The organism is Ramlibacter albus (assembly GCF_014297445.1).
In the GTDB taxonomy this organism is placed as follows: Bacteria; Pseudomonadota; Gammaproteobacteria; order Burkholderiales; family Burkholderiaceae_C; genus Ramlibacter; species Ramlibacter albus.
Genome location: NZ_JACORU010000014.1, coordinates 13,078 through 26,115, shown reverse-complemented (window position 1 = coordinate 26,115; position 13,038 = coordinate 13,078). Strand labels below are relative to the sequence as shown.

The 13,038-nt window shown below is 69.5% G+C and carries 17 protein-coding genes; 15 read left to right on the top strand and 2 right to left on the bottom strand.

The features are described from left to right. The first annotated feature begins 1 nt into the window (after position 1). The 6 genes from H8R02_RS26240 (at position 2) to H8R02_RS26215 (ending at position 5,152) form a co-directional block, all read left to right on the top strand. Complete coding sequence (locus H8R02_RS26240) at positions 2–973, top strand: Bug family tripartite tricarboxylate transporter substrate binding protein (RefSeq protein WP_187084480.1); 972 nt, start codon at positions 2–4, stop codon at positions 971–973. Between the two features lie 10 nt (positions 974–983). After that, positions 984–1,883: a DUF1932 domain-containing protein gene (locus tag H8R02_RS26235; RefSeq protein WP_187084479.1), complete on the top strand. Its 900-nt coding sequence runs from the start codon at positions 984–986 to the stop codon at positions 1,881–1,883. Positions 1,884–1,939: 56 nt separating this feature from the next. Continuing rightward, positions 1,940–2,131, top strand: coding sequence for a YgaP family membrane protein (locus H8R02_RS26230; protein ID WP_187084478.1), 192 nt, complete (start codon positions 1,940–1,942; stop codon positions 2,129–2,131). 57 nt (positions 2,132–2,188) lie between these two features. Then, a complete protein-coding gene (locus H8R02_RS26225; RefSeq protein WP_255429569.1) occupies positions 2,189–3,241 on the top strand; it encodes an alcohol dehydrogenase in 1,053 nt (350 codons plus the stop codon). Between the two features lie 83 nt (positions 3,242–3,324). Then, positions 3,325–3,990, top strand: a complete 666-nt coding sequence (locus tag H8R02_RS26220) for a hypothetical protein (RefSeq protein ID WP_187084477.1) — start codon at positions 3,325–3,327, stop codon at positions 3,988–3,990. 76 nt (positions 3,991–4,066) lie between these two features. Next, positions 4,067–5,152 (top strand): hypothetical protein, encoded by a 1,086-nt coding sequence (locus tag H8R02_RS26215; protein ID WP_187084476.1) that lies wholly within the window; start codon positions 4,067–4,069, stop codon positions 5,150–5,152. Here H8R02_RS26215 and H8R02_RS26210 read toward each other — a convergent pair. Continuing rightward, complete coding sequence (locus H8R02_RS26210; RefSeq protein ID WP_187084475.1) at positions 5,127–5,615, bottom strand: metallophosphoesterase family protein; 489 nt, start codon at positions 5,613–5,615, stop codon at positions 5,127–5,129. The two genes, H8R02_RS26215 and H8R02_RS26210, sit on opposite strands and share 26 nt — an antisense overlap. Before the next feature lie 48 nt (positions 5,616–5,663). Here H8R02_RS26210 and H8R02_RS26205 point away from each other — a divergent pair, with 48 nt between their 5' ends. From H8R02_RS26205 to H8R02_RS26200, 3 genes are all read left to right on the top strand, one after another. Further along, positions 5,664–6,215, top strand: a complete 552-nt coding sequence (locus H8R02_RS26205) for a DUF1439 domain-containing protein (RefSeq protein WP_187084474.1) — start codon at positions 5,664–5,666, stop codon at positions 6,213–6,215. A gap of 79 nt (positions 6,216–6,294) precedes the next feature. Then, positions 6,295–6,501: a hypothetical protein gene (locus H8R02_RS30975; RefSeq protein ID WP_494338109.1), complete on the top strand. Its 207-nt coding sequence runs from the start codon at positions 6,295–6,297 to the stop codon at positions 6,499–6,501. After that, positions 6,417–6,596 carry a hypothetical protein gene (locus H8R02_RS26200; protein WP_187084473.1) on the top strand — a complete coding sequence of 60 codons (180 nt, stop codon included), beginning with the start codon at positions 6,417–6,419 and terminating at the stop codon, positions 6,594–6,596. The genes H8R02_RS30975 and H8R02_RS26200 overlap by 85 nt, the downstream gene beginning before the upstream one ends. A 12-nt stretch (positions 6,597–6,608) precedes the next feature. On the opposite strand, the gene H8R02_RS26195 is transcribed toward H8R02_RS26200, so the two are convergent. Continuing rightward, on the bottom strand, positions 6,609–7,406 hold the full coding sequence (locus H8R02_RS26195; RefSeq protein ID WP_187084472.1) for an IclR family transcriptional regulator: 798 nt from the start codon (positions 7,404–7,406) through the stop codon (positions 6,609–6,611). Between the two features lie 128 nt (positions 7,407–7,534). Between H8R02_RS26195 and H8R02_RS26190 the strand changes: the two genes are divergently transcribed. From H8R02_RS26190 to H8R02_RS26165, 6 genes are read left to right on the top strand one after another with little or no spacing between them, the layout of a single operon-like run. Continuing rightward, entirely contained in the window at positions 7,535–8,581 is a 1,047-nt protein-coding gene (locus H8R02_RS26190) for an ABC transporter ATP-binding protein (protein ID WP_187084471.1), read from the top strand. Then, positions 8,578–9,432, top strand: a complete 855-nt coding sequence (locus H8R02_RS26185; protein ID WP_187084470.1) for an ABC transporter permease — start codon at positions 8,578–8,580, stop codon at positions 9,430–9,432. Before H8R02_RS26190 ends, H8R02_RS26185 begins: the two co-directional genes overlap by 4 nt. After that, positions 9,429–10,220, top strand: coding sequence for an ABC transporter permease (locus tag H8R02_RS26180; protein WP_187084469.1), 792 nt, complete (start codon positions 9,429–9,431; stop codon positions 10,218–10,220). Before H8R02_RS26185 ends, H8R02_RS26180 begins: the two co-directional genes overlap by 4 nt. Then, complete coding sequence (locus H8R02_RS26175; RefSeq protein WP_187084468.1) at positions 10,217–10,543, top strand: (2Fe-2S)-binding protein; 327 nt, start codon at positions 10,217–10,219, stop codon at positions 10,541–10,543. The genes H8R02_RS26180 and H8R02_RS26175 overlap by 4 nt, the downstream gene beginning before the upstream one ends. After that, a complete protein-coding gene (locus tag H8R02_RS26170; RefSeq protein ID WP_187084467.1) occupies positions 10,540–11,928 on the top strand; it encodes an FAD/NAD(P)-dependent oxidoreductase in 1,389 nt (462 codons plus the stop codon). The genes H8R02_RS26175 and H8R02_RS26170 overlap by 4 nt, the downstream gene beginning before the upstream one ends. Further along, on the top strand, positions 11,921–13,027 hold the full coding sequence (locus tag H8R02_RS26165; RefSeq protein WP_187084466.1) for an NAD(P)/FAD-dependent oxidoreductase: 1,107 nt from the start codon (positions 11,921–11,923) through the stop codon (positions 13,025–13,027). Before H8R02_RS26170 ends, H8R02_RS26165 begins: the two co-directional genes overlap by 8 nt. Positions 13,028–13,038: the final 11 nt, after the last annotated feature.

Sequence of the window (13,038 nt, the reverse complement as noted above, 5' to 3'; positions counted from 1 at the left end):
AATGCTGAATCGCCGGCAGGCGGCCGCCGCAGTTGCCGCCTTTGCTACCGCAGCTGCCCGAGCGCAGGCGCCGTATCCCAGCCGGCCCGTGCGCATCCTCGTGCCCTTTGGCGCCGGCGGCATCGCCGACCTCACCGCCCGCGCCGTCGGCGACGCACTCTCGAAGCGCATCGAGCAGTCCGTGATCATCGACAACCGCCCCGGTGCCGGCGGCGTGGTCGCGGGCGAGCAGGTGGCGCGCGCGGACCCCGACGGCTACACGCTGCTGCTCATGAGCAACGGCACGGCCGTGAGTGCCAACCTCTTCAAACGCCTGCCCTTCGACGCGCAGAAGGACTTCGCGCCGATCTCGCTGATCGGTGTCTTCGACCTCGCCATCGTCGTGCCCGCGCAATCGCCGATCCGCAACATCGGGGAGCTGTTCTGGGCGGCGAAGGTGAAGCCGGGCAAACTGAACATCGCGACCATCAACGTCGGCAGCACGCAGAACCTCGCGGCGGAACTGTTCAAGTCCACCTCCGGCATCAAGGTGCAGGTGGTGCCGTTCAACGGCACGCCGGCTGTGATCACGGCGCTGCGCAGCGGCGAAGTGGACGCGGCCGTGGAGATCCTCGGCCCGGTGCGGGCGCAGGTCGACGCCAAGGCCCTGCGAGTGCTGGCCACGATGGGCGAGAAGCGCAACAAGCGCCTGCCCGACGTGCCCACGGTCGCCGAGAGCGGCGGCGCGCTCGCGAAGTTCAACGTGACCTCGTGGAACGGCCTCGCCGCACCCGCGAAGACGCCGCGCGAAGTCGTGCAGCGCCTGAGTTACGAGCTACGCTCGGCGCTGTCGATGCCCGACGTGCGCGAGAAGCTCGCGCAACTGGACGTCGAGGCACGCGCCAGCACACCGGAGCAGCTGGCCGCGCTGCTCGCGAGCGAAACGAAACGCTGGGGCGCCGTGATCGAGCGCGCCGGCATCCAGAAACAGTAGGAGCCCGCCCATGAAATTCCAGCGCCTCGGCCTTGTCGGCTACGGTGAAGTCGGCAAGATCTTCGCATCGGGCCTGAAGCAACGCGTCGAGCAGGCAAGTGCCTGGGACCTGAAGTTCGAGGCGCGCGAAACGCGCGACACCGAGCGCTCTCACGCCGCCACGCAAGGCATCAAGGCGTGCAATTCGATGCGCGAGCTGTGCATCGAGAGCGACCTCGTCATCTCCGCCGTCACGGCATCGAACACGCTGGCCGTTGCGCTCGAAGCCGCGAAGGTCATCAGGCCGGGCACCGTCTTCCTCGACCTCAACTCCGCCTCCCCCGGCACCAAGCAGCAGGCCGCCGCCGCCATCGACGGCGCGGGCGCGTACTACGTCGAGGCCGGCGTGATGACGTCGGTGCCGCCGTACGGCATCCAGGTGCCGATGCTGCTGGGCGGCGCGCGCGCGGAGGAACTTGCCGCCCTGCTGCAGTCCTGGGACATGGACGCCAGGGCCGTGAGCGACCGGCTCGGCGTGGCCAGCGCGATCAAGATGTGCCGCAGCGTGATGATCAAGGGCCTGGAGGCGCTCGTGATCGAAAGCTACACGACCGCGCGCGCCTACGGCGTGGAAGACCACGTGCTGCCCACGCTGCAGGAGACCTTCCCGTCCATCGACTGGCAGAAGCAGGGCGCCTACTTCTTCAGCCGCGTCGTGCAGCACGGCAAGCGGCGCGCCGAGGAGATGCGCGAGTCGGCCAACACGGTGAAGGAAGCCGGCTTCGAGCCGTTCATGGCCCGCGCCATCGCCGACAAGCAGCAGTGGGTGGCGGACCAGGCGGCCGACGGCGTGTTCAAGCAGGTCGACAAGGCCGCGCGCTGGCAGGAGTACGCCGACGCGCTGCTCGCGCAGCGCCCGCCGCAAGGTTGACGGCCGTCAACTTGCAAGGGGGCGCCGCGCGGCAGCATGCAGGCGAAGGAGTCACCATGAAGACCAATATCGGAACGATCGACCGCGGCGTGCGCGCCGTCGCCGGCCTCGTGCTCATCGCCCTCGCCGCCACGGGCACCGTGGGCTGGTGGGGTTGGCTGGGCATCGTGCCGCTCGCCACCGCGGCCCTGGGCTGGTGCCCGCCGTATGCGATGCTGGGCATCAGCACCTGCAAGCGCCCCACGTGACACGCGCGCGGCGCGATTTCGGCTAGATTGGGGGCTTCTTGTCGAGGAGGCCTCCGTATGACCGACCCCTGGCGCAGCTACAAGATGCCGGCTCCCGGCGAGCGGCTTCGCGAGTACACCGACCCCCTGCCGCAGCCACAAGGCACCGAGGTGCTGGTGCGCGTCGGCTCCAGCGGCGTGTGTCACAGCGACGTTCACATCTGGGAAGGCTTCTTCGACCTTGGCAACGGCCGCAAGGCGGAGCTGGGCAAGAACACGCCGATGCCCCACACGCTCGGGCACGAGATCGCGGGTGAGGTGGTCGCCGTGGGGCCCGAGGCGCGCGTGGCCAGGGTGGGCGACCGGCGCGTGGTCTATCCGTGGATCGGCTGCGGCCAGTGCGCCGCATGCAAGAGCGGCAACGAGCACATCTGCACCGGCATGCCCCGAGACCTGGGCGTGCGGGCGGCGGGTGGCTTCAGCACGCACGTGCTCGTGCCGCACGAGCGCTACCTGGTGGATGCAGGCGAAATCCCGCAACAACTCGCGTGCACCTACGCGTGCTCGGGCCTCACTGCGTTCAGCGCGCTGAAGAAGGCGCTGCCCGGCCCGCTCGTGATCGTCGGTGCAGGCGGCGTGGGCCTCGCCGCGGTGCGCATGGCGAAGGAGTTCCACGGCATCGCCGCGTACGTCGCCGACATCGACCCTGCCAAGCGCGAAGCTGCCTTGCAAGCCGGCGCCGCGCAGGCGTTCGATCCGCGCGAGAAGCAATCGGTGAAGGACATCCTCTCGGCGACGGGCGGTGGCGCCGCGGCGGCGATCGACTTCGTCGGCGCGCCCTCCAGCACCGGCTTTGCGATGCAGGTGGTGCATCGCGGTGGCAAGGTCGTGATCGTCGGCCTGTTCGGTGGCGCCCTTGAGTTGTCGTTGCCGCTGCTGCCATTGCGCGCGCTCACGTTGCAAGGCTCGTATGTCGGCTCGCTCGCGGACCTGCAGGAGCTCGTGACCCTCGCGCGCACGAAGGGCGCGCCGCAGATCCCGATCACCGAGCGGCCCCTCGACGCCGCACAGCAGAGCCTCGACGACCTGCGCGAGGGCCGCGTGGTGGGCCGCGTGGTACTTCATCCTTAGCAACAAGCCTACACACGCACAGGTCCTCATCCGCTGGCCGCCTGCGTGCGGCCAAGGTCCAATGGGTCAACTGGAGACCCATCATGAACAAGAAGACCCTGCTCGCACTGGCCGTTGCCGCCGGCGCCGCGGCCACGTCCGCATCCGCCCAGAACCTGGGCAGCATCCTGTCCGGCATCTTCGGCACCCAGCCGTCCACGCCTGCCGTCGTGGCGTCGCCGGGCTACGGCTCGATCTACACCGACTCCTACGGCCGCCGCTTCCAGTACGACCAGTACGGGCGCCAGGTCTATCTCGATAGCGCGGTGCAACCCGGCGCGGTCTACACCGACGCGTCCGGCCGCCAATTCCAATACGACCAGTACGGCCGCATCGTCTACCTGAACAACGGCGCAGTGCCTTACAGCTCGCCGTATGGCGTGGCTCCCGCGGCACCCGGTGGGCACATGATCAGCCGCTTCTACCTCGCGCAGGGTTCGCTGCAACCCGGCAGCGAAGCCGTATTCGTGCTGATGGGCCGCCCGGGCGGCAATGCGTACATCGACATGCCCAGCGGCATGCGCGTGCAGATGCGCGAGCTGCAGCCGGGCGTGTACGAGGGCCGCTATGTCGTGCAGTGGAACGACAACGCCGCGGCGATGTCGCAGGTGTTCGGCGCGCTGAACGTCGGCAACGCGACGACCACGACCCAACTCGAGAACCGCGCCACGACGGCGCAAGCGATGCAGCAGCGCCGCTGGCCCTGGTAAGGCCCGCCGTCAACCCCCGTTTTCACAGGGGTGACGCAGGCGCGAAGCGTGCTTAGCATGGGACAGGAGGTGTTCCATGCAGTCCGTTGTCCGTTCGCTCGCCCTTTCCACGCTGCTGGCGGCCGCCACATGCGGCGCCATCGCGCAAACGAATGATGCGCAGCCCGCATCCTCCGCGGTAAGCGCCGCCGCCACCGACCCCGACACGTTCTTCAAAGGCCGCATGGGCGGCACGTTCGGCAAGAACATCATCGAGGTGATGCCCGCGGGCAAGCGGATCGCGGTCGCCGCGTTCCGCGTCGCCTTCATCACGGACAACAGCGTCACCGCGCAAGTGCGCGGCGCGTACCTGCCCGGCGGCATCGACATGAGTGGTGCGCGCTCTTCGCTGTTCGTGGCGCTCAAGGGCGTGGACCCGAAGACCATGCAGGCGCTCACGGACAAGGCGTACGAGGACCTGCTGGCGCAACTCGCCGCGTCGGGCCGCGAGGTCGTGCCCCTCGACCCGCTGAAGGACATGATCGGCGAGCTGAAGGCGTCGAAGCCGGGCTACACGAAGGAGCAGAACGGCCAGACCGCGGCATTCTTCTCGCCGACGGGGCTGCCGCTGGTGTTCACGCACTTCGAGGGTGCGTGGGGCGACGGCGGCATGCTGGATTTGCACAACTACCGCAAGCTGCAGGAGATCTCGGGCAAGCACAACACCGTGGTGATCGCGCCGATGCTGTTCGTCAACTTCGCGAAGATGCGATCGAGCGGCAACCAGAGCGGCCTGGTCGCGCGCGCGGCGGAGACGGGCGCGGAGCTGGGCATGTCGGTGGCGGCGCTCAACAGCTACTACGTGCGCACCACCGAGTTCCGCAATGGCATGCACATGCAGGGGGACGAGGGCAACTTCTCGCTCGCGCAGGCCGTGACGAGCGCGATGCAGTTCGGCACGCTGAAGGAAACGGCCAGCGAGGACAACACCGCCGTCAAGACCGCGTTCGACGTGCTCGGCAAACTCGCCGGCATGCAGAACGCCGGTGGCGCTTCGCGCAGCTCGAAGAAGGCCGTGGCCGAGAGCACCGACGAGGCCTATGCCGCCGCGGCGCGCGACGTCTTGCAGCGCACGAACGGCTTGCTGGCCCAGTGGTTCAGGAAGTACCCGCCGGCGAACTGAGTGTTTCGAGGTCGACGAGGCGCGCGGAAACCTTGCCGCCGCCGACGACCAGTTCGCCGATGCTGATGGGCAGGTTGAACCGGCGTGGGCCGGCGCTGCCCGGGTTGAAGTAAAGGACGCCGTCCACTTCGTCGCAGCGCGGCCGGTGCGAGTGACCCGAGATCACGACCCGCACGCCGGCCGCCTTCGGGTCGATGTCGATCTGCTTGAGGTCGTGGATGATGTAGACGGCCACGCCGCCGAGTTCGACCCGTTCCGTCTCGCGCAGCTTGCGTGCCCAGTCGCCGCGGTCGTTGTTGCCGCGCACGGCGGTCACGGGTGCGATCTTCGCGAGTTCGTCGAGCACTTCCGCGCCGCAGATGTCCCCCGCGTGAAGGATGCGGTCGCACCCCTGCAGGAACCGGAAGGCAGCCGGCCCCACGAGGTCGTGCGTGTCCGAGATCACACCCAGTCGCAGTTGCATGCCTTCATTGTCACCGCAGGAGCACGCGGCCGGAGCGACAATCGCCGCATGCTCCGTCGCTCGCTGCTCGCCGCGCTGTTCGCACCCGCCGTGCTGCCCGCACAGGAGGCGCCACGGCCGAGCTTGCGCGTGTCCGCGGCGCAGATCTACAAGGCGCTCTCGGCGCGCTTTCCGGTGCGCTGGGGTGTGCCGGGCGTGGTGGAGCTCTCGGCCGATGCGCCGCAGCTCCTTCTGGCCCCGGCCCGCCAGCAGATCGGCGCGACGTTGCAGCTGAACGCATCGGGCCCGCAGATGCCCGAGCCGCAGACGGGCGAGGTCGATCTCCTGTTTGCGTTGCGGTACGAGCCGTCCGACCGCACGCTGCGCGCCTACCGGCCTGACTTCCACGACGTGCGCTGGTCGCGCATGCCCGAGCGCACCTCGCAGGCCGTGCGGCGCTTGCTGCGCGAGATGGCCCGGCAGGCCGTCGGCGAGTTCGTCGTGCACAGGTTCACCGACCGCGAGCTCGCGCTCGCAGACACGATGGGCGTGCAGCCGCAGACGATCACCGTCGTGGACGACGGCCTGCTCGTGCAGTTCGGGCCGAAGGCTGCGTCGTAGCTCTCGGCGCGCGGGCGCCTACCGCCGACCCTATCCTTTCGGCTGCTTCCAGCCCCTCCATTGCGTCGAAGCCGTGTCGATGGCGTTGGACGCCTTGGTGACCGCGTTCGAGTTCTATTTCGAAGACAACCGCGAAGTCCCGGAACCTTCCCGCGTGAAGAAGGGACAGGTTCCCGTCGAAGTCCCCCCATCGCCGCGAAGGTGCTGCTTCTCAACGAGATGGCCAGGCAAAGGGTGCGGCCTTCGGAGCTCGCGCGCAAGCTGGGAACCTCGCCCCAGGACGTGAACCGGCTCACGACCCTGAGGCACGCAACGAAGATCGACGGCATCGACGCTGCACTGCAGGTGCTCGGCAAGCGGCTCGACATCCGAGCCGTGTAGGTCACGCGCAGTTCACGACACCAGCGCCTCCGCAGGCCTGCGCAACCCGCGGTCGAACGGGTTGATCTGCGCCGACAGCGTGCGCGCCTCGCGCTGCAGCAGGTCGACCACCACCTGCAGCCGCTCGCCCTTCACGCGCTCGGCCAGCGTGCCGATGCTGAGCGCCGCCACCACCTCGCCGCGCGCATCGAATACCGGCACGCCCACACCGGCCATGCCTTCGATGAGCCCCGAGTTGGTCGCGGCATAACCGAGCTTGCGCGCCTTCGCGATCTCGGTGCGCAGGTACACGCCATCCATCGGGCCGCGCCCCGCGAGCCGCGGCACGTTGTGGCGGATCACCTCCTCGCGTTCGGCCTCGGGCAGGTTGGCGAGGATCGCCATCGACCCCTGCCCCACGCCGAGCGGCACGCGGCCGCCGATGTCGCCGGTGAAACTGCGGATCGGGAAGGGACCCTCCCACCGGTCCAGGCACATCGCGTCGAAGCCCGCGCGCACGAGCAGGAACACGCTGTCGCCCAGCGCGGCGCCCAGCCGCAGCAACGAGGGCCGGCATTGCGAACGCAATCCGCCGCGCTCTCCCGCACGCGCGGCGAGTTCGAACAAGCCGAGCGCGAGTGCATAACGCTTGTCGGGCAACTGCTCGACCAGGCCCTCCTGCACCAGCTGCTGCAGCAACCGGTGCGTCGTGGCCTGGGTGTAGTCGAGCGTCTTCGCAAGATCGCTCACGCGGCCGGCGCCGCTCGCGAGGGCGCGGAGCACCGCCACCGCGCGCTGCAGGCTGGAAACTGCCGGGTCTTCGGATTTCACTGTTTCGAATACTCTCTCGTTCTGGTAGCCCTATTCTTCCGATATTCGGAAAAACTTTCAAGTTCCTCTCGGTTAGCGGGATTCAACCCTTGACGCGCGGCGCGGCGTGGAAGGAAACTGGAATTGCCATGTCCTTCCTCGTCATCCAGGGCCTCAGCAAGAGTTACGGCGGCGTCCACGCGCTGGTGGACTTCGACCTGAGCGTGGAGCGCGGCGAGTTCATCAGCCTGCTGGGCCCCTCCGGCTGCGGCAAGACGACGACGCTGCAGGCCCTGGCCGGCTTCGTCAGCGCGACGCGCGGCCGCGTGGTGCTGGACGGCAAGGACATCACCGACGTGCCGCCGGAAAAGCGCGGGCTCGGCATCGTCTTCCAGAGCTACGCGCTCTTCCCGCACATGACCGTGGCGGACAACGTCGCCTTCGGCCTCGAGATGAAGGGCGTGCCACGCGCGGAGCGCGACCAGCGAGTCGCGCGCATGCTCGAGCTCGTGCACCTGGGCGAGTACGCGCAGCGCTATCCACGCGAGCTGTCCGGCGGCCAGCGCCAGCGCGTCGCCGTCGCGCGCGCTCTCGTCATCGAGCCCCCGGTGCTTCTGCTCGACGAGCCGCTCTCCAACCTCGACGCGAAATTGCGCGAGGCGATGCAATTCGAACTGCGCCGCATCCAGCGCAAGCTGGGCACCACCACGCTGATGGTCACGCACGACCAGGCAGAGGCACTGTCCATCAGCGACCGCGTCGTGGTGATGCACGGCGGGCGCATCCAGCAGGTGGACGCGCCGCATCGCCTGTACGAGCAGCCGCGCAGCCGCTTCATCTCCGGCTTCGTCGGCAAGACCAACCTGCTGCAGGGGCGCTGGAAAGACGGCTCGGTGGAACTCGCAGGAGGCGCGCGCATCGCCGCGCCCGGCGACTACGCGGACGGGCAGGAGCTCACGCTCGTGCTGCGCCCCGAGAAGATCCTGCTCACACCAGAAGGCGGCAGCGGCGTGCGCGGCCGCATCACCGAGCGCTTCTTCCTCGGCAGCCAGTGGCTCTACCGCGTGGAGTGCCCGCTCGGCGAGCTGGAGGTGGCGTGCGCCAACGATGGCCGCGCGCCCTGGCCGGAGCAAGCCGAAGTCGCGCTCGACTGGGCCCCCGACGCGGCCAGCGTGCTGCCGCCGGAGTCCGCATGAAACAGCCACGCGCCACGCCGTACTGGCTGAGCGCGCCCGCGTTGGCCCTGTTCGCGCTGATGGTGTTGCTGCCGCTGGCGCTCACCACCATCCTCTCGTTCCAGCGCTTCAACCACGAGACGGGCGTGCAGCCCGGCTTCACCTTCGCGGCCTATGCCACGGTGCTGGGCGACTCGTTCTACTGGGAAGTGTTCGGCCGCACCGGCTGGATCGCGCTCCTCGCCACGCTGCTGTGCGTGGTGCTGGGCGTGCCGGAGGCGTACATCCTCAGCCGCATGCGCTCGCCGTGGCGCTCGGTGTTCCTGCTCGTCATCCTCGCGCCGCTGCTGGTTTCGGTCGTCGTGCGCGCCTTCGGCTGGAGCTTGGTGCTCGGGCCGAACGGTTTCGTCAACCAGTTCTTCCAGTGGGTGGGCATCGGCACGGTGCGGATGCTCTACACGCCGACGGCGGTCGTGGTGGCGCTGGTGCACGTGATGCTGCCCTTCATGGTGATCCCGGTGTGGACCTCGCTGCAGAAGATCGACCCGATGGTGGAGAACGCGGCGCTGTCGCTCGGCGCGTCGCGCTTCACGGTGCTCTGGCGCGTGGTGTTGCCGCAGGTGGTGCCGGGCGTGCTGTCGGGCGGGCTGATCGTGTTCGCGCTGAGCGCAAGTGCCTTCGCCATCCCGGGCCTGCTCGGCGGGCGGCGCATCAAGATGGTCGCCACGCTCATCTACGACGAGTACCTGCACGAGCTGAACTGGCCCCTCGGCGCCGCCATAGCGCTCGCGCTGCTGGTGATCAATCTGGTGGTGATGCTGGGCACGCAGGCGGTGCTCGAGTCGGCTTACCGCAAGCGGATGGGCACATGAGGAACGGTCCCCTCGCCGTCGCGTTCCACACGCTGGTGGTCGCCTTCATGATGGCGCCGCTGGTGGTGGTGTGCCTCGTGGCCTTCACGCCCGCGGACACGTTGTCCATGCCGTGGAGCGACTGGTCGCTGCGCTGGTTCCGCGCGGTGTTCGAGCACGGCGACCTGATGGCGTCGTTCCGCAACAGCCTGGTCGTCGCCGCGCTCGCCGCGACGGGCGCGGTGCTGTTCGCCGTGCCGGCGTCGCTGGCCATCGCGCGCTACGAATTCCCCGGGCGGCAAGCGCTCAACGGCCTGCTCATGAGCCCGCTGATCGTGCCGCACCTCGTGCTGGGCGTGGCGATGCTGCGCCTGTTCGCACTGATGGATGCGCGCGGCTCCGCGTTCTGGCTCACGGTGGCGCACGTTGTCATCGTCACGCCGTACGCGCTGCGGCTGATGCTCGCGGCGCTGGCCGGCGCCGACGCGTCGATCGAGCAGGCCGCGCGCTCGCTCGGCGCGAGCCGCTGGACCGTGTTCCGGCGGATCACCTTGCCGCTCATGCTGCCGGGCGTCACCGGCGGCTGGCTGCTGGGTTTCATCAACAGCTTCGACGAAGTGACCATGTCCGTCTTCATCACGTCGCCGCAAACGGTGACGTTGCCCGTGCGCATGTACATGCTGGCCACGGAATCCATCGACCCGATGATGGCTGCGGTGTCGGCGCTCATCGTTGCGTTGACTGCCGGCGTGATGTTCGTGCTGGACCGGCTGTATGGCTTGGACCGGGTACTGGTGGGGCAGCAATGAGAGCGTTGATCAAGCGCGTGGTGCAGGGGTCGCGCGCGCAAGTGCCGTTCACGCTCGACGGGCGTTCGTGCCAGGCGTACGAGGGCGACACCGTCCTCACCGCCGTGCTCGCAGAGGGCGCGCGCGTGCGCGAACACGAGACGAGCGGCCGACCCCACGCAGGCTTCTGCGCGATGGGCGCTTGCCAGGATTGCTGGATGGACACGGCCACGGGCGAACGCTTGCGGGCGTGCACGACGCCGCTCCTTGCGGGCATGCAGCTTCTCACACGGCCGCAGGAAACTGCGTGGCAGCGCGCGCCCGGCAAAGAAGGCACGCCATGACGACAGTTGCCATCGTCGGCGCCGGCCCGGCGGGCTTGAGTGCCGCCATCGAAGTTGCAGCCGCCGGCCTGCGGCCGGTGCTCATCGACGAAGCACCGCGCATCGGCGGGCAGGTGTACCGGCAACCGCCGCCGGAGTTGCAGCGGCCTTTCACAGCGCTCTACGGTGCGCAGGCGGCGCAGGCGCAAGACTTGTTCGCACGCTGGTCGACCGTGGAACATGAAGTCGAGCACCGGCCGAACACGCTGGTGTGGCAGCTGGAAGACCGCACCCTGCACCTGCTGGAGAACGGCCGCGCGGGCATGCTGCCCTTCGACGCGCTCGTCATCGCCACCGGCGCGACCGACCGCATCCTGCCCTTCCCCGGCTGGACGCTGCCGGGTGTGTTCACGCTCGGCGGCTCGCAGGTGCTGCTCAAGTCACAAGGCAGTGTGATCGGCCCGCGCGTGGTGTTCGCGGGCAGCGGCCCGCTGCTGTACCTCGTCGCCTCGCAGTACGTGAAGGCCGGCGCGCAGGTGCTCGCCGTTCTGGACACGGCGCCTGCCGATGCGCAGCGGCGTGCGCTCCCTGCGATGCTGGCGCGCCCGCGTCTTGCCGCCAGCGGCGCGGCGATCCTGTGGCGGCTGCGCACAGCCGGCGTGCCCGTGCACCGCGGCGTGAAGCTGTTGCGCGCCGAAGGCGAAGGCGCGGTGGCGCGCCTTGTGTGGGAGAACGAAGGAAAGGCGCACACGACGGAGTGCGACGCTGTCGCTTTTGGGCACGGGCTGCGCAGCGAGACCCAACTGGCCGACCTAGCCGGCTGCGCCTTCGACTTCGACGCGATCGACCAGGCATGGCTGCCGCGTCGGGACGAGCACGGCCGTACCAGCGTGCCCGGCGTGTACATCGCGGGAGACGGCGCGAGCATTCGCGGCGCCGACGCGGCCGAGCTCGCGGGCGCGCGCGCCGCGCGTGCGCTGCTGCAGGACATGGGCCGGCCGGTGCGCGCGCAAACCGATGCGCCGATGCAGCCCCACGACCGCTGGCGCGAAGCCATGGCGGTGCTCGCCGCGCCACCCGCGAACTGGGCAGCGGATGCACCCGACGAACTCGTGGTGTGCCGCTGCGAGCACGTCACCGCCGGTGAGCTGCGCGCCTGCGCCACCGCCACCGGCGCCCAGGAATTGAACCGATTGAAAGCGCAGAGCCGCGTCGGCATGGGCCGCTGCCAGGGGCGCATGTGCGGCGCGGCGGCGGCGCGATTGCTCGCGCACACGACTGGAAGCGATCTGCAATCCGTCGGCCGCTTGCGCACGCAGCCGCCGGTGAAGCCGGTGCCCGTCGCCGTCATCGGCGCCGCGCTGGCGCAACCCACGCCCGTGCCCGCCGAGGAAAGCGATGACTGAGGCCGACGTCGCCATCGTCGGCGGCGGCATCGTCGGCGCATCGGCCGCGCTCTTCCTGCGGCGCATGGGCCTGTCGGTTGTGCTGCTGGAGCGCGGCCTGTGCGGCGCGGCGGCCAGCGGCGTCAACTACGGCGGCGTGCGCGTGCAAGGCCGCATGCCCGTGCAGTTGCCGCTGGCGCTGCGCTCGCGCGAGATCTGGGACCGCCTGCCCGAGTACATCGGCATCGACGGCGAGTACGTGCGCTCGGGCCACCTGAAGCTCGCGCGCAGCGAGGCGCAGCTCGAAAGCCTGGAGAACTACGCGCGCGTCGTGCGCGAGCACGGCCTGGAGCTGCAGATGATCACCGGCGCCGAATTCCGCCGCCGCTACCCCTGGCTCGGCGCGGCCGCCATCGCAGGTTCCTGGTGCCCCGGCGATGGCCACGCCAACCCGCGCCTCGTGAGCCCCGCCTTCGCACGCGCGGCGCGCGCGGCGGGCGCGACGATCATCGAGCAATGCGAGGTCACCGAGCTCGCCCACGACGGCCACCGCTTCGTGCTCGGCGACGGCAAGGGCCTGCAGGTGCGCGCGCCCTGGCTGCTCAATTGCGCCGGCGCCTGGTCGCTGGCGGTGGCGCGCGCTTTCGGCGACGATGCGCCGATGGAAAGCATCCACCCCGGCATGGCCGTCACCGAGCCCATGCCGCGCTTCATGGACATCAACATCGGCGTGGAAGGCGGCGGCATCTACGGCCGCCAGACCGCGCGCGGCAACTGCGTGCTCGGCGGCAGCCGCGGCGCATCCACGTCGCCGCTCTTCGCGCGCCCGCGCGCGCACGCGATCGCCGAGCTGTGCCAGCGCATGGCCAGCCTGTTCCCGCCGCTCGCGCACGCACAGGTCATCCGCTTCTGGAGCGGCGTGGAAGGCTCGCTGCCCGACCACCAGCCCGTCATCGGCCCCGGCACGCGCCACCCGCAGCTGCTGCACGCCTTCGGCTTCTGCGGCGCCGGCTTCCAGACCGGCCCCGCCGTCGGCGAAGCCCTCGCGCAGTGGATCCGCGACGGCCGCCCGCAAGTGCCGCTCGCCCCGTTCGCTATCGATAGATTCACCGTCCACTGAAAGGAGCCACC